Raw genomic sequence first — 15,483 nt, forward strand, 5'->3', positions numbered from 1 at the left:
GACGCGTCAGCGCGTCGCGACGATGAAGAGCCGCGGAAACGGCAGCAGCACGCTGCCGTCCTTCAGCGCCGGATAGGCCTTCGCGACGGCTGCCAGGTAGCTCGCGAGAAAGCCGGCCTGCTGCGCCGCATCGAGCAGCGCAAGGTAAGGCCGCAGCGCCGAGCCCTTGAACCATTCGACCACCGCCGGCGCGCCACCCGCCAGCGGGTGGTAGTAGGTGGTGCGCCACACGTCCACGCGGCTGCAATGCGGTTGCAGCATCTCGTAGTAGTCGATGGCGCCGTGCCGCGCCGGGTGGCGCACGTCGCCGATGCGGTCGGCCCAGCGCGGGTCTTTCGCTGTTTCGCGGGCGAGGCGGTGCGCGGGTTCTTCGAGGTTGTCGGGCGTCTGGATCGCGAGGTTGCCGCCGGGCGCGAGCTGCTGCGCCAGCCGGGGGTAGAGCGTGGCGTGGTCGGGCAGCCATTGCAGCGAGGCGTTCGCCAGGATCACGTCGACCGGCTGCGCGGGCCGCCAGCTCGCGATGTCGGCCACCTCGAAGCTCACGCCGGGCATGCGCTTGCGTGCGGCCTGGATCATGTCGTCGGAGCTGTCCATGCCGCTGACCAGCGCGCCGGGAAAGCGCTGCGCCAGCACTTCGGTGGAGTTGCCGGGGCCGCAGCCCAGGTCGACGGCGCTGCGCACTTCGCGCTGCGGCAGGGCGGCCACGAGGTCGCGCACGGGGCGTGTGCGTTCTTCTTCGAAGGCTGAATATTGCTTGGCTGACCAGGTCATCGCGGGGTTCCTTTGCTGTTCTGGCGGCGAGTTTGCCGAGCAGGGAGCGCTACGTAAAATGAATTTATTCTGGCCATTGATTCATAAATCTGATGAAGATCGACATCCTCGGCATCCAGGCTTTCGTGGCCATTGCCGACGAAGGCAGCTTCCAGGCGGCGGCCGGCGCGCTCAACGTCACGCAGACCGCCATCACGCAGCGGCTGCGCAAGCTCGAGGAATTCCTGGGCGTGGCGCTGGTGGAGCGCACCACGCGCTCGGTGGCGCTCACCACCATCGGCCGCGACTTCGTGCCGCGCGCGCGGCGGCTGCTGGTGGAGCTGGCCGATTCGCTGCTCGAGATCCGCGAGACCGGCAAGGCGGAGCGCGGCGACGTTTCGATCGCCTGCGTGCCCACCGCGGGCGTGCAGTTCCTGCCGCGCATCATGCAGGCCTATTCGGCCAGGCATCCGCACAACCGCATCAAGATACTGGACCACTCGTCGTCGGCGGTGGCGAATGCGGTGCTGCACCGCGAGGTCGAGTTCGGCATCGGCATGGCGGGTGCGCACGCGCCCGAGCTGCAGAGCGTGCCGCTGATCGAGGACGAATACGTGCTCATCTGCCACGAAGCGCATCCGCTGGCGCAGCGCAAGCGCATCGCGTGGCGGCAGCTGGAGCCGCATCCGCTGATCTTCGCGGGCCATGCGAGCGAGAACCGGCCGCTGCTCGACCTGGCGCTGGGCGCGGCCGCCGCCAACCTGAAGCCCTTCTACGAAGTGCAGCGCAGCTCGACGGCAGTGGGGCTGGTCGCCGAGCGCGTGGCGGCCGCCGTGGTGCCGCGGCTTGCGCTGCAGAAAGGTGCCTACCCCACGCTGCGGATCGTCGAGCTCACGGAGCCCAAGGTGTCGCGCACGCTGGTGCTGATGACGCGCAAGACGGCGCGGCTCTCGCCAGCCGCGCAGGCGTTGTATGACCTGATCGAGGCGCAGGCCTCGGTGGCGACCGTTCCGCGCCGGCGCTGACGGCACGGTTGCTCAGGCCGCCTGTTTCGTCCCCAGCCTGCTGCCGCCCCAGCGCGCCGCCAGCCGCTTCACCAGCAGGTAGAACAGCGGCACGAAGAAGATGCCCAGCGCGGTGGCCGTCAGCACGCCGCCGAACACGCCGGTGCCGATGGCCACCTGGCTCGCGGAGCCCGCGCCCGTGGCCAGCGCCAGCGGCACCACGCCGGCCAGGAAGGCCAGCGAGGTCATCAGGATCGGCCGCAGCCGCAGGCGCGCGCCCTCGGCCACCGCGTCGAGCAGCGGCACGCCGCGGCGCAGCGCCGCTTCCGCGAACTCGATGATCAGGATCGCGTTCTTGGCCGACAGCCCGATGGTCGCGAGCAGGCCGACCTGGAAGTAGATGTCGTTCGACAGCCCGCGCAGCGACGCGGCAATCACCGCGCCCAGCACGCCCAGCGGAATTACCAGCATCACCGAGAACGGCACCGACCAGCTTTCGTACAGCGCGGCCAGGCACAGGAACACCACGAGGATCGACACCGCGAACAGCAGCGGCGCCTGCCCGCCCGACAGGCGCTCCTGGTAGGAGAGCCCGCTCCATGCGTGGCCCGTGCCCGCCTGCTTCCTGGCGATGGCCTCGACCGCCGACATGGCCGTGCCGGAGCTCGTGCCCTGCGCGGCCGCGCCCTGGATCTGCACCGCGGGCAGGCCGTTGTAGCGCTCCAGCTGCGACGCGCCCTGCGACCAGCGCGTGGTGGCGAAGGCCGAGAACGGCGTCATCGCGCCGGTGCTGCCGCGCACGAACCACTGGCCCATGTCCTCGGGTGCCGAGCGGTAGGGCGCGTCGGCCTGCACGTACACGCGCTTCACGCGGCCGCGGTCGATGAAGTCGTTGACGTAGTTGCCGCCCCAGGCAATGCCCAGCGTGGTGTTCACGTCGTCCAGCGACAGCCGCAGCGCCGACGCCTTGACCTGGTCGATGTCGACCTGCAGCTGCGGCGTGTTGGCGATGCTGTTGGCGCGCACCGACTGCAGGCGCCTGTCCTTGTTGGCGTCGCGCACCAGCGCCTCGCGCTTGTGCACCAGCTTGTCGGGGCCCATGCCGGAGGTGTCCTGCAGCCAGAACTCGAAGCCGTTGGACTGGCCCAGGCCTTCGATGGGCGGCGGCACCATGCCGTAGACCTCGGCGTCGCGCTGCTGCTTCGAGAGCGCGGCGCTCGCGCGCTCGACGATGGCGTGCGCACGCTTTTCCGGGTCCTTGCGCTGCGACCAGTCCTTGAGCGAGACGAAGGCCATGCCCGTGTGCTGCCCCGAGCCGGCATAGCTCCAGCCCGCCAGCGTGAAGATGGTGTCGGTGGTGTCCTTCTCGGTTTCCAGGAAGTGCTTCTCGACCGCCCTGTTCACGGCGTCGGTTCGGCTCTGCGTGGCGCCGGCCGGCAGCGAGACCTGCACCATCACGCTGCCCTGGTCTTCCTCCGGCAGGAAACCGCCGGGCAGGCCCAGGTAGAGCAGGCCCATGCCCGCCACGATGGCGGCATACACGGCGGTGAAGCGCAGCGGCTTGCGCAGCATGCGGCCCAGCAGGCCCACATAGCGGCCCTGCGCGGCGTCGAAGCGCCGGTTGAACGCACCGAGGAAACCGCGCGTGCGCGGCGGCACGCCCGGCTTCAGGAAGCGCGCGCACAGCGCCGGGATCAGCACGATGGCCACCACCACCGACAGCGCCATCGACGCGATGATCGTCACCGAGAACTGCCGGTAGATCACGCCCACCGAGCCGCCGAAGAAAGTCATCGGCAGGAACACCGCCGACACCACCACCGCAATGCCCACCAGCGCGCCGGTGATCTCCTTCATCGACTTGACGGTGGCGGCCTTCGCGTCGAGCCCTTCCTCGTGCATGACGCGCTCGACGTTCTCCACCACCACGATGGCGTCGTCCACCAGCAGGCCGATGGCCAGCACCATGCCGAACAGCGTGAGCACGTTGATCGAATAGCCGAAGGCCGCGAGCACGCCGAAGGTGCCCAGCAGAACCACCGGCACGGTGATGGCCGGGATCACGGTGGCGCGCCAGTTCTGCAGGAACAGGAACATCACCACCACCACCAGCGCGATGGCCTCCAGCAGCGTCTTGAGCACCGACTGGATCGAGATCTTCACGAAGCGCGTGGTGTCCTCCGCATAGGACACGCGCAGGCCGGCGGGCAGCGAGGGCTCCATCTCCGCGATGCGCGCCTTCACCGCCCTGGCTGTGGTCAGCGCATTGGCGCCGGGCGCCAGCATGATGGCCGCGCCGGCTGCGGGGTGGCCGTTCAGGCGCGTGGTTTCGGCATACGACTCGTTGCCGATTTCCACGCGCGCCACGTCGCCCAGGCGCACCACGGCGCCGTCGGCCTGGGTCTTGAGCACGATGCCGCGGAACTGCTCGGGCGTCTGCAGCCGCGAGAGCGCGGTCACGGTCGCGTTGAGCTGCTGGCCGGCGGGCGACGGCCGCGCGCCGATCTCGCCGACCGACACCTGCGTGTTCTGCGCGGTGATGGCGGCGGTGATGTCCGACGGCATCAGCTGGTAGCTCGCCAGCCGGTGCGGGTCGAGCCAGATGCGCATCGCATACGCCGCGCCGAAGGCCTGCACCGAGCCCACGCCGTCGACGCGGCTCACCGGGTCGCGCAGGTTGCTGGCCATCCAGTCGGCCACGTCGGTGTCGGTGCGGCGGTCGGTCTCGTCGTAGAGCGCCACGATCAGCAGGAAGTTGTTCTGCGACTTGTAGACCGTCACGCCCTGCTGCTGCACCGCCTGCGGCAGCCGACTGGTGGCCTGGCTGACCTTGTTCTGCACCTGCACCTGCGCGGTGTCGGGGTCGATGCCCTGGCGGAAGGTGATGCTGATGTCGGCATAGCCGGCCGAGCTGCTCGTCGACTTGAAGTACAGCAGGCCGTCGATGCCCTTGAGCTGCTGCTCGAGCACCTGCGTCACGCTGTTTTCCACGGCCTGTGCCGATGCGCCGGGGTAGTTGGCCGAGACGACGACGGTGGGCGGCGCGATGTCCGGGTACTGCGAAACCGGCAGCGTGCGTATGGCCACGCCGCCCGCCAGCATGATGAGGATGGCGATGACCCATGCGAACACGGGCCGGTGGATGAAGAAATTCGCGATCACGTCGGGTTGCTCAATCTGCGGAAGAAGCCGTGGCGGTGTTCGCCGCCGTCACCGGTACCGGCTTCACCTTGGCTCCGGGCTGGGCGCGCTGTAGCCCGTCGACCACCAGGCGGTCGCCTTCGCGCAGGCCCTTGCTCACGATCCACTGGTCGCCCGTGGTGGTGCGCAGCTCCAAGGCGCGCAGCTCGACCTTGTCGCCCGCGCCGACCACCAGGGCGGTGGGCTCGCCCTTCTCGTTGCGTGCCACGCCGCGCTGCGGCGCGAGGATGGCCTGCCGCTCCACGCCGGACTCGACCTGCGCGCGCACGTACATGCCCGGCAGCAGCAGCCCCTGCGGGTTCGGGAACTCCGCGCGCAGCGTGACCGAGCCCGTGGCCGGATCGACCGCGACTTCGGAGAACTTCATGGTGCCCGTGTGCGAATAGGGTAGGCCGTCTTCCATGCGCAGGCCCACCCGCGCGCTGGCGGGCGCCATGTCGCCGGAGATGAAGCGGCGCTTGAGCCGCGTCAGCTCCAGGCTCGACTGCACCACGTCGACATAGATTGGATCCAGCCGCTGGATGGTGGCCAGCGCCACCGTCTGGCCCGGCGCCACCAGCGCGCCTTCGGTCACGCTGGAGCGCCCGATGCGTCCCGCGATGGGCGCGGTGATGCGGGTGAAGCCGAGGTTGATGCGCGCCGCCTTCACCGCCGCCTGCGCGGCCTTCACGCCGGCCTCTGCCTGCACCAGCGCGGCCTGCGCCTCCTCGTGCTCCTGGCGGCTCACCGCATTGGCCTTGACCAGTTCGCCGAAGCGCCCGGCCTTGCCCCGCAGGCTCGCGATGCCGGCCTGCGAGGTGGCGAGCGCGGCCTGGGCCTGTTCATGCGCCGCCTCGAAGGGGCCGGGCTCGATCTCGTAAAGCACCTGGCCCGCGCGGACCATGCTGCCTTCCTCGAACAGGCGCTTGCGCACGATGCCGTTGACCTGCGGCCGCACTTCGGACACGCGGAAAGCGGCGGTGCGGCCCGCCAGCTCGGTGTGCACCGGCACGTCGGCGGTGTGCAGCGTGACCACGCCGACTTCGGGCGGCGGCGTGTCGGCGGTGGCGGGAGGCTGCTTGGCGCCGCATGCGGCGAGCACGAGCAAGGGAAGCAGCGAAAGGGAAAACAGGAGCTTGGAGGTCATGGCCGTCGAGAAACGCGGTGCGGCGCGAGCCGGGGTCGTCCGGGTCGCGCGGGTGTAATTTGCACAATGTTGGTGCATTGTGCTGCTCGTGTTGCGTCGCAACATGAAGAATTCCTTAGCCGTCCAAGGGCTGAAACCAACGACAAAAAGCCCATGCAGGCACGAGCCCGCCGCCACGTCGATCCGTGGCGGCGGGCCCTGCCGCATGGGCCGCTATGGCGGTGGCTGGCTTGGAGCTAGCTGGCGCTCTGCTGACGCCGTCCCAGTGCGAACACCGAGTTCGGCGCGTCGACGACGAAAGGCTTGCGCGCGGCCGGCTGGCCGGCCGGCGTGCGCCGACTGTCGGTCCGCACGGCGGCCTGGACGCCCTTGGCCTTCTGTTCGTCGACCAGGCTTTGCAGCGAGATCGACTTGAGGAACTCGACCGCCCGCAGGTTCACGGTGGCCCAGAGCTCGTCGATTTCGCAGCGGCCGGGTTCGCCAGACGCGTCGGCGCCGCGCTGGCGGTTGGATTCGGCATCGTGTTCCTCGATCGAGAGGACGATGTCGGCCACGGAAATATCCGCAGCCTTCCGGCTCAGAGAATACCCGCCGCCCGGGCCCCGTGTCGACTCGACCAGGTCGTTGCGGCGCAGCTTGCCGAACAGCAGCTCCAGGTAGGACAGCGAGACGCGCTGGCGCATGCTGATCGACGCCAGCGTGACCGGACCCGAGCGTCCGTGCAGGGCGATGTCGATCATCGCCGTGACCGCAAAGCGGCCCTTGGTGGTGAGGCGCATGGGGAGTTCCTTTCCTTCCTGGGTGGTGTTATTCGTCCCGGCCGCCGGCGATGCCCAGCAGGGCCAGCAGCGACTGGAACACGTTGTAGATGCTGAGGTAGACGCCCAGCGTGGCGGAGATGTAGTTGGTCTCCAGGCCGTCCTTCACGCGCTTGAGGTCATGCAGGATGAAGGCCGAGAAGATGCCGATGGCCAGCACCGACAGCGTCATCATCAGCGCGCTCGACTTCAGGAAGAAGTTGGCGATGCCCGCCACGAGCAGCAGGATGGCGCCGATGAAGAGCCACTTGCCCATGCCCGACAGGTCGCGCTTGATGACCGACGACAGCGTCGCCATGCCCAGGAAGATCGCGCCGGTACCGGCGAAGGCCGTCATGACCAGGCTGGCGCCGTTCTGCAGGCCGAGCACCGTGCCGACCAGGCGCGACAGCATCAGGCCCATGAAGAAGGTGAAGGCCAGCAGCACCGGCACGCCGGCGGCGGATTCCTTGGTTTTCTCGATGGCGTACATGAAGCCGAAGGCGCCGCCGAGGAACACCATCAGGCCGATGCCCGGCGACATGGCGCGCGAGAAGCCGGTCGAAACGCCGATCCAGGCGCCGAGAACGGTGGGCAGCATCGACAGCGCGAGCAGCCAGTAGGTGTTGCGCAGGACGCGGTTGCGTTCCTGGGACGAGGCCAGCGGCAGGTCGGCGCTGGCGTAGACGGGAGGGCTGTTGTTCATTGTGATGATTCCTTGATGCTTGTTGGACGACCGGCGCCGTGCGGTGCGAATTGGCGTGCGCAGCGGCGAATGGCCGAAAAAAACGAAATTGCTGTCTGGGCGATGCCGGGTGCCGCCGATTGGGCGGCAGGCCCGGATCAGGGGAGGCGGGAGCCGTGGCGGCTCCCGGTCGCGCAGGGCCTTGCGGCCTCAGGCGACGAAGAGCGCGGCGCGGGGTGGCCGCTTGGGCCGGGCGAGGAACGGCGAGACCGTGGTGGTCAGGCCGAGCTTGGGTGGCTGCTCCGAAAGAAGGAGCGGCAGGGGAATGTCGTTGCGGGCGTCGACCAGCTCGGCGTGTTCGGAGCCGGCTTCATCGAGCGAATTGGCATCGTCGGGTGCCGTGTCGGCATCGGCGACCAGGGCCTTGCCGTCGGAAAGGGCGCCGTCGGCCAGCGATGCGGCGGCGACGAGCGTCTTGGAGGTCAGGGTGGTTTGCGAGGACTGCGCCTGCTGGGCATGCGAATGGCCGGCACCGATCATGTTGTGGGCAAGCACGGCAAAACCGTAGCAGGACAACATGATGGCAAGGACAGTAGCGGCAAACCAGCGGTACATGAAGGGGTAATTTTACCTGCCGCGCCAGGGGCTGTCCGGCGCGGCCACTTTCAACCGACCTGATCGCACGGATGCTCCCTCAGGCAGGCGCGGTCGGCGTTTCGCTGCCCGAGGGCTGCAGCCATTCGCTTGCGTGGGTGCGCAAGGCATCGATCTGCAGCCATATCAGAGCCAGTTCGGTGTGGAAAGTTCGCGCCTGCGGGTTCGATTCGCCGCCGGCGGCCGCTGCCGCCTGGGCCAGCGCGGCGCGCGCGGCCTGCTCGGCTGCGGTGTCGCGCGGCCCGTCCACCGAGCCGCTGTCCAGCCCCGCCGCCAGCGCTTCGAGTGCCGCGATGGCGCCTTCCGCCGAGCTGCGCAGCACCGCCATCTGCGCCGAATCGGGCAGCGCCGCGCGGTGCGCGCCCAGCGCCGAGAGATAGCTCAGCAGCGTGTGCGAGCGGATCAGGAAGCGCAGCGCCACGCCCGCACGCGGCCGCACGTAGCCCGGTTCGCGGAACATGTCGGACACCGCGGTGGACAGCGCCGCGTCGGCGTTGTGGTCGTTGCGGCGGGCCAGCCGGTAGTCGAGGTGGTCGCGCGCGCCGGTGCGGTATTGCTCGACGATCTGCCGCAGGTAGCCCGCGTGGCCGCGCATGGCCGTGGCCGCCAGTTCGTTGATGCGGCGCGCCTGCCAGTGCGGCAGCACCAGCAGCACCGCCAGCCCGGCGATCGCGCTGCCGATGGCGGTGTCGACCAGCCGCGGCACCAGCAGCACGCCGCTGTCGCCGACCTGGTTGAAGCACATCAGCACCAGCAGCGTCATCGACGCGGTGGCCAGCAGGTAGCGCGTGGTGCGGGTCGCGAAGAACACCACGCCCGCCGCCACCGCTATGACCGACTGCACCAGCGGCTGGGGAAACAGCTGCAGCAGCGCCCAGCCCGCCACCACGCCCAGCGCCGTGCCCGCAATGCGCTGGCCCATGCGTGCGATGGTGTCGCCGTAACTCTGCTGGCACACGAACAGCGTGGTCAGCAATATCCAGTAGCCCTGCGCCGGATGGATGACCTGCATCACGCCGTAGCCCGCCACCAGCGCGATCGACAGCCGCAGCGCATGGCGGAACAGCGGCGAGCGCACCGTGAGTTGCCGCCGCACGCGTTCCACGGCGTCGCGCCATGAACGCGGTGAGCGGTCGAACAGGCCCATCTCGGTACGGCCGGCGCGCGCCGAGGGCTGGCTTGCGCCCGCCAGTTGCCCGTCGAGCTGCGCGAGGTTGCGCGCCAGCGCCTCGACCGACGCGAGCAGCACCAGCCGCTCGGGCGTGGCGGCCCGCGCGCGTTCGTGTTCGATGGCGCTGCGCAGGTCGGCCAGCGCCAGCACGGTCTCGGTTCCGGTGTCGAAGGGCTCGCGCCGCGCGATCGATTCGGACAGCCGCAGGCACGCCAGACCCTGCAGGCCCAGCACGCGCTGGCAGCGGTAGAGCAGGTCGCTGTGGAAGAAGGCGTCGGCCAGCGCGTTGTAGTCGTCGTGCGAGGAGCTGGCGCGCTCGTGCACGTCCTGCGCGATCAGGTAGAGGCCGCGGTAGCGCGAGATGCGCCCGGTCGGCGCCCGCGCGCCGATGCGGCGGAAGATGCTTTCCTTGGCCGCGTTGAGCTCGCTCACCACCTCCGCATTGAGCTGCGCGAGCGCGAGCCGCTTGCGCTCTATGTCGATGCCGCGCAGCGGCTCGAACAGCGAGGCCTTGAAGCGCACGTAGTTGCCCAGCACCGTGAACAGCGTCACCAGCCGCGCCTGCACCGGCTGCGCCGGAAAGGCCGCGCACCAGAGCACCGAGAACACGCCGTACCAGGCCGCGCCGGCCAGCAGCAACAGCGGCTCGCGGCCACGGTGGACCGTGGTTCCGTGCGAGCTCATGTTCTCGATGCCGAGCGTGGCGTACATCCCCAGGATCAGCGTGGCATAGGCGATGGCCTTGTAGCGTGCCTCCACGGCCCCTAGCATCGTGAGGCAGAAGGCCGCGAGCGCGAGCCCGGTGATGAACAGCCACGGCAGGCCGAACAGAGCCTCCACCGCGAACGCCGTCGCCGCGAAGCAGGCCAGCGTGACGATCTGCGCGCGAAGCCGGCCGCGCCAGCTGTCGTCGGTCTCGGCGAGCGCGCTGGCGATGGCGCCGAGGAACAACGGGATGACCGCGTCGGGGTGGCCGGTGTAGCCGCAGGCGGCCATCAGGCTGCCGAGCGTGAGCAGGATGCGCAGCGGCTGCGCGCGGGAAGCAAAAGACCGCAGCCGCTGGCGCAGCGCGTCGGGAGACAGGGGAAGCATGGCGCGATCTTGCACGATGCATGCCACGGGATTCTTACGTCACGGCGTGGCGGCGCAGGAATCCGTGGCGTGGGGCGATCCAGTCGGCCGTGCCGGCGGCGGTGGTGGCGGTGCCGGTGAACAGCGTGCTGTCTTCGGCCAGCAGGAATTGCAGGCCGCCGGCGCCGTTCAGCACCTGCAGCGTGGCGCCGCCGAGGTCGAGCGATTCGCCGGGCGCGGGTTGCAGCACGGATGCTTCGGGCCACGCTTCGCGCACCGCATCTTCCAGCGGCAGCGCCAGCGTCGACCAGATCCGGCGCACGCGGCCCGGTGCGGCATTGCGCAGCGCCGCGATATGCCCGGGGCTCACGGGCGAGGGGTCGATCAGCACGCAGTCGCCGCCTTCGATGCCCGCGAAATAGCTGTGCGGCAGCGCGCCAGCCGCATCGGCCGGCCCCGTGACCCGCCAGATCCGTGGCGACAGCCGCATCACCAGCCCGGTCTCCAGCGCATAGCGCCCGCCGCCCTGGCCGTCGGGGTCGACGCGCCCGACCTCGTCATATGCAGGCTCTTCCATGTTCACCGGCCGCCGTCCGCCGGGTCCGTCCGCGAGGCGGGGCATGACGCGCGGAATGTGCTTCAGCCCGCGCGCATGGTCCATGAGTTCCCGCACGCTCGAGAACTGCGCGAGCTGCTCGAGGATGCGCCGCGTCACGTTCATCAGCTTGAGTCCGCGCGCCGGGGAAACGGCATCGGCAGGCTGCAGCCACAGGTGCTCGACCGTCTCGCGGCCGTCGGGCCGCACCGTCTGCGCGTCGGGCATCGATGCCAGGAAGAAGCGCGTGTCGAAGCGGCGCGGCATGCCCGGCGGCGTGAGCCAGTGCGTGAAGTACGCGAGCCGGTCCACCGCCAACTGCCAGCCGTGGGCTTCGCACATGGCAACCAGCGCGTCGGTGCCTTGTTCCGCTGCATGGCGCATGGCCGAAAGCTGTCCGGCCGGCATGCTGTCGAGCGCCACCAGCCGACCCGGGCTCGCCTTGTCCGTCGCGAACAGCAGGCCGGCCTCCTCGAAGCATTCGCGGATCGCGGCCGCGTAGTAGTCGAGCCCGCCTTCGGGCACCGCGAGGCGCGCGCTCGCGGCGGCATCGTCGAGCCCGCTGCACTGCGCGTGAAGGCTGCGGTCGTGCGCGTCGATCACGCCTCCGGGGAACACGCTCGCGCCGCTGTTCTGGTCGTCGGCCTTCTCGGCGCGGCGCAGCATCAGCACCTCGAGTCCGTGCGTGCCGTCGCGCAGCACGATGAGCGTGGCCGCGTTGCGCACGGGGCGCAACGCGGCGGGTTTTTGCCGTGTCTCATTGTTCTGGGTGTTCATGGGCCGTCATTCTCGCGCCGGCCGGCCGCTGGCACACAGGTGACAGCCGCACCGCGCGGCTGTCGCGCGAAGGACCGTGCGAAATACGGTGCGCCGCTTAACTTCAATGCACTTTGTTGAAGGACGCCTGATGCATTTCGAATTCACACCCAAGGTGATCGCGCTGCGCGACGAGTTGTTGAAGTTCATGGACGAACACGTCTACCCGAACGAAAAACGCCGTGAAGAAGAGCTGGCCGCCAACGCCCGCGCCGGCCGTCCCTATGCCGAGCTGCCGATGATGGCCGGCCTCAAGGCCAAGGCGCGCGAGCGCGGCCTGTGGAACCTTTTCCTGCCCGAGGCCGAGCACGGCCCGGGCCTGACCAACGTCGAGTACGCGCCGCTGTGCGAGATCATGGGCCGGCGCTACTGGTGCGCCGAGATCTTCAACTGCTCCGCGCCCGACACCGGCAACATGGAAGTGCTGGCGCGCTACGGCACCAAGGCCCAGCAGGAGCGCTGGCTCACGCCGCTGCTGGCCGGGGAGATCCGCTCGTCGTTCGCGATGACCGAGCCCGAGGTGGCATCGAGCGACGCCACCAACATCCGCTGCAGCATCCGCCGCGAAGGCGACGAGTACGTCATCAACGGCCGCAAGTGGTACATCACCGGTGCCATGCACGAGCGCTGCGAGATCTTCGTGCTGATGGGCAAGACCGACCCCGACAACGCCGACCGCCACAAGCAGCAGTCGATGATCCTGGTGCCGAAGAACACGCCCGGCGTGACCATCGTGCGCGACATGCAATTGCTCGGCATGTACGACCCGCCCTTCGGCCACCCCGAGATCGTGTTCGACAACGTGCGCGTGCCGGTGGAGAACATCCTGCTCGGCGAAGGCCGCGGCTTCGAGATCGCGCAGGGCCGCCTCGGCCCCGGCCGCATCCACCACTGCATGCGTGCCATCGGCATGGCCGAGTCGGCGCTGGAGATGATGTGCCAGCGGCTGGTGTCCCGCACCGCGTTCCACAAGCCGCTGTCGGAGCAGGGCGTGTGGCGCGAGCGCATTGCCGAGTCGCGCATGCTCATCGAGCAGTCGCGCTGGATGGTGCTCAACGCCGCCTACCGCATGGACACCGTGGGCAACAAGGTCGCCGCGAAGGAGATCGCGATGATCAAGGTGCTCACGCCCAACAACTGCGTGAAGGTGATCGACTGGGCCATGCAGGCCTTCGGCGCGATGGGCCTGAGCCAGGACACGCTGCTCACCCACTTCTACGCCTACGAGCGCCACCTGCGCGTGGCCGACGGCCCCGACGAGGTGCACCGCAACGCCATCGCCAAGCAGGAGCTGGCGGCGTACCGCTAAGGTAACGGCGAGCGGCGGGAAGATGTCCGGCGCTCAGGCCGGCACGGGCGCTTCCCACGCAAAGCCCACGCCGTACACCGACCGGATCCAGTCGTGTTCGGGCGTCACCGCGCCGAGCTTGCGGCGCAGGTTCTTCACGTGGCTGTCGATGGCGCGTTCGGTCACGTCCACGGTGTCGTCGTAGGCCAGCTCCAGCAGCCGCGCGCGCGAGAAGATGCGGCCCGGGTGCCGCGACAGCACCTGCAGCAGCCCGAACTCGCGCCGCGTGAGGTTCAGCGGCGTGCCTTCGAGCGACGCGCGCCAGTGCACGTCGTCCATCACCAGGCCCGGCGCATCGTTCTGCGCAGAGCCCTGGCCGGGCATGTTGCCGGGCGCGGTGCGCCGCAGCACGGCGCGCACGCGCGCCACCAGCTCGCGCGGCGAGAAGGGCTTGCACACGTAGTCGTCGGCGCCGAGCTCCAGGCCCAGCAGGCGGTCGACCTCTTCGATGCGCGCGGTGAGCATGATGATCGGATGCGCGGTGTGTTCGCGCGCGCGGCGCAGCACCTCGATGCCGTCCAGCCGCGGCAGCATGATGTCGAGCAGCGTGAGGTCGGGCGGCGTGGCCACGATGCTCTCGAGCGCGCTCTGCCCGTCGGTGAAGTGCGTGGTCTCGTAGCCGGCATGGCGCAGGTAGTCCTGCACCACGGAGGCGATGTCGGTTTCGTCTTCGACGATGACGATGCGTGTCATGAGGAGGTGGCCAGTGGCAGGGTGATGGTCACGCGCAGCCCGCCGAGCGGCGATGCCGACGCTTCGATGGTGCCGCCGTGCGCCTCGATGGTCGCGCGGCAGATCGACAGGCCGAGCCCGGAACCGCCGAGCTCGCGGCTGCGCGAGGTCTCGCCGCGGAACAGCCGGTCGAACAGGCGCGGCAGTTCCTCGTCGGGCACGCCGGGCGTGCTGTCGTCGAACAGCAGCGTGAGGCAGTTGCCCGTGCGGGCGCCTTCGACGATCACGTCCAGCCGCAGCTCGCCGCCTTCGTCGGTGTAGGCCAGCGTGTTCTCCAGCAGGTTCATGAACACCTGGTGCAGCCGGTGCGCGTTGCCTTCGATCACGGGCTGCGCCGGGCCCGTGACACGGTCGACCGCATGCCGGTCGACCTCGATGCCGCGCTTGGCGAAGCGGTCGCGCGTGTGGTCCAGCGCCTCTTTCAGCAACGACAGCGGGAACACCGTGGTCATCTGCAGGTCGCCCTGCGGCTCGCGCATGCTGCTGCGCAGGTCGTCGACCAGCTGGCCGAGGCGTATGACCTGGCGGTGCAGCCGCAGTGCCGTGCGCTCGTCGAAGGTGCGAACGCCGTCCTGCAGCGCCTCGATCTCGGCGCGCATGGCGGCCAGCGGCGTGCGCAGTTCATGCGCCGCGTCGGCCAGCCAGGCGCGGCGCGAGGCCTCGACGGTGTCCAGGCGCTGCGCCATGTCGTTGAAGGTCTTGCCCAGCAGGGCGAGTTCGTCCGACCCCTGCACCGCGACGCGGGTGGACAGCCGGCCGCGCGCCACGTCCTGCGCGGCCTGGGTGAGTTCGTCGATCGGCCTGAACCAGCGGCGCGCGAGCAGCCACGACAGCACCAGCGCAAAGCCCAGGCCGCACAGGCCGGTGAGCACGATCACGCCCGACTGGCGCGCGACGAAGGCGCGGTCGGCCTCGCTTTCCAGCCCCTCCAGCGGGGCGAGCGCGAGGTAGCCGACGACCGACTTGTTGTGCCGGATCGGCATGCGCGCGGCGTTCGCCATGTCGATGTCGGCGCCCACCACCCGCTTGCCGCCCGCGTCCAGCACCGCCAGGCGCTGGAAGATGGAGTCGTGCATGCCGCGCGGGTCCGGAAACACCCAGGGCGGCGGTGCGCCGAGCATGCGGCGCGGCATCAGGTCGAGCTGCGGCGGCGGACCGCCGCCCGGGCCGCTGTCCGGCGGCGGTTCGGGGCGCATGGCGCGGTATTCGTACCAGGGCGGCAGCCGCCGCTCGTCGCCGCTGGCGGCGGTGCTGTCGAGCAGGCTGGCGAAGCGGCCCATCTGCAGGCGCTGCCAGGCGTCGTCGTTGTCGCGCAGGTGCTTCCAGTCGCCGTTGGCCACGTAGTTCTTGAGCACCAGCTGCGCAAGCCAGTCCATGCGCCGGATTTCGATCTCGGCCACGTAGGAGCCCAGGCCCCGCTGCAGCGCAACGATCGACAGCCCCGCGAAGCTGATGAGCAGCACGATCAGCAGGGCGGCCAGCGCCAGGAAGATCTTGCGGGAGAGGGTCAGTTGCGGCATGGGCAAGGCGAGG

At 69.6% G+C, this 15,483-nt stretch carries 12 protein-coding genes; 2 read left to right on the forward strand and 10 right to left on the reverse strand.

Going from position 1 to position 15,483, the window contains the following annotated elements:
* Positions 1-6: 6 nt before the first annotated feature.
* Positions 7-771: a trans-aconitate 2-methyltransferase gene (gene tam, locus QRN67_RS01715; protein WP_285410057.1), complete on the reverse strand. Its 765-nt coding sequence runs from the start codon at positions 769-771 to the stop codon at positions 7-9.
* A gap of 92 nt (positions 772-863) precedes the next feature.
* Here tam and QRN67_RS01720 point away from each other — a divergent pair, with 92 nt between their 5' ends.
* Positions 864-1,775 carry a LysR family transcriptional regulator gene (locus QRN67_RS01720; RefSeq protein ID WP_285410058.1) on the forward strand — a complete coding sequence of 304 codons (912 nt, stop codon included), beginning with the start codon at positions 864-866 and terminating at the stop codon, positions 1,773-1,775.
* Positions 1,776-1,787: 12 nt separating this feature from the next.
* Here QRN67_RS01720 and QRN67_RS01725 read toward each other — a convergent pair whose 3' ends face one another.
* The 7 genes from QRN67_RS01725 to QRN67_RS01755 all read right to left on the reverse strand — a co-directional run bounded on the left by QRN67_RS01725 (position 1,788) and on the right by QRN67_RS01755 (position 11,831).
* Positions 1,788-4,913 (reverse strand): efflux RND transporter permease subunit, encoded by a 3,126-nt coding sequence (locus QRN67_RS01725; protein ID WP_503010843.1) that lies wholly within the window; start codon positions 4,911-4,913, stop codon positions 1,788-1,790.
* A 13-nt stretch (positions 4,914-4,926) separates the two neighbouring features.
* Positions 4,927-6,081, reverse strand: a complete 1,155-nt coding sequence (locus tag QRN67_RS01730; protein WP_285410061.1) for an efflux RND transporter periplasmic adaptor subunit — start codon at positions 6,079-6,081, stop codon at positions 4,927-4,929.
* Between the two features lie 236 nt (positions 6,082-6,317).
* On the reverse strand, positions 6,318-6,860 hold the full coding sequence (locus QRN67_RS01735; RefSeq protein ID WP_285410062.1) for an Rrf2 family transcriptional regulator: 543 nt from the start codon (positions 6,858-6,860) through the stop codon (positions 6,318-6,320).
* Positions 6,861-6,888: 28 nt separating this feature from the next.
* Positions 6,889-7,584 carry a Bax inhibitor-1/YccA family protein gene (locus tag QRN67_RS01740; RefSeq protein ID WP_285410063.1) on the reverse strand — a complete coding sequence of 232 codons (696 nt, stop codon included), beginning with the start codon at positions 7,582-7,584 and terminating at the stop codon, positions 6,889-6,891.
* A gap of 189 nt (positions 7,585-7,773) precedes the next feature.
* Positions 7,774-8,178 carry a hypothetical protein gene (locus tag QRN67_RS01745; RefSeq protein ID WP_253819846.1) on the reverse strand — a complete coding sequence of 135 codons (405 nt, stop codon included), beginning with the start codon at positions 8,176-8,178 and terminating at the stop codon, positions 7,774-7,776.
* A 79-nt stretch (positions 8,179-8,257) separates the two neighbouring features.
* Entirely contained in the window at positions 8,258-10,480 is a 2,223-nt protein-coding gene (yccS, locus tag QRN67_RS01750; protein WP_106937694.1) for a YccS family putative transporter, read from the reverse strand.
* Positions 10,481-10,514: 34 nt separating this feature from the next.
* Entirely contained in the window at positions 10,515-11,831 is a 1,317-nt protein-coding gene (locus QRN67_RS01755; RefSeq protein ID WP_285410065.1) for an NUDIX domain-containing protein, read from the reverse strand.
* A 130-nt stretch (positions 11,832-11,961) separates the two neighbouring features.
* Here QRN67_RS01755 and QRN67_RS01760 point away from each other — a divergent pair, with 130 nt between their 5' ends.
* Positions 11,962-13,179 (forward strand): acyl-CoA dehydrogenase family protein, encoded by a 1,218-nt coding sequence (locus QRN67_RS01760; protein WP_106937001.1) that lies wholly within the window; start codon positions 11,962-11,964, stop codon positions 13,177-13,179.
* 33 nt (positions 13,180-13,212) lie between these two features.
* On the opposite strand, the gene QRN67_RS01765 is transcribed toward QRN67_RS01760, so the two are convergent.
* Complete coding sequence (locus tag QRN67_RS01765; protein ID WP_106937002.1) at positions 13,213-13,911, reverse strand: response regulator; 699 nt, start codon at positions 13,909-13,911, stop codon at positions 13,213-13,215.
* A complete protein-coding gene (locus QRN67_RS01770; protein WP_285410066.1) occupies positions 13,908-15,470 on the reverse strand; it encodes an ATP-binding protein in 1,563 nt (520 codons plus the stop codon). The genes QRN67_RS01765 and QRN67_RS01770 overlap by 4 nt, the downstream gene beginning before the upstream one ends.
* Between the last annotated feature and the right edge of the window lie 13 nt (positions 15,471-15,483).

It is taken from the genome of Variovorax sp. efr-133-TYG-130 (assembly GCF_030208835.1).
GTDB lineage: Bacteria > Pseudomonadota > Gammaproteobacteria > Burkholderiales > Burkholderiaceae_C > Variovorax.

Bases quoted from the DNA above. Each gene is read 5' to 3' on its own strand.
- tam (WP_285410057.1), bottom strand. From the start codon at position 771: ATGACCTGGTCAGCCAAGCAATATTCAGCCTTCGAAGAAGAACGCACA.
- QRN67_RS01720 (WP_285410058.1), top strand. From the start codon at position 864: ATGAAGATCGACATCCTCGGCATCCAGGCTTTCGTGGCCATTGCCGAC.
- QRN67_RS01730 (WP_285410061.1), bottom strand. From the start codon at position 6,081: ATGACCTCCAAGCTCCTGTTTTCCCTTTCGCTGCTTCCCTTGCTCGTG.
- QRN67_RS01735 (WP_285410062.1), bottom strand. From the start codon at position 6,860: ATGCGCCTCACCACCAAGGGCCGCTTTGCGGTCACGGCGATGATCGAC.
- QRN67_RS01740 (WP_285410063.1), bottom strand. From the start codon at position 7,584: ATGAACAACAGCCCTCCCGTCTACGCCAGCGCCGACCTGCCGCTGGCC.
- QRN67_RS01745 (WP_253819846.1), bottom strand. From the start codon at position 8,178: ATGTACCGCTGGTTTGCCGCTACTGTCCTTGCCATCATGTTGTCCTGC.
- yccS (WP_106937694.1), bottom strand. From the start codon at position 10,480: ATGCTTCCCCTGTCTCCCGACGCGCTGCGCCAGCGGCTGCGGTCTTTT.
- QRN67_RS01755 (WP_285410065.1), bottom strand. From the start codon at position 11,831: ATGAACACCCAGAACAATGAGACACGGCAAAAACCCGCCGCGTTGCGC.
- QRN67_RS01760 (WP_106937001.1), top strand. From the start codon at position 11,962: ATGCATTTCGAATTCACACCCAAGGTGATCGCGCTGCGCGACGAGTTG.
- QRN67_RS01765 (WP_106937002.1), bottom strand. From the start codon at position 13,911: ATGACACGCATCGTCATCGTCGAAGACGAAACCGACATCGCCTCCGTG.
- QRN67_RS01770 (WP_285410066.1), bottom strand. From the start codon at position 15,470: ATGCCGCAACTGACCCTCTCCCGCAAGATCTTCCTGGCGCTGGCCGCC.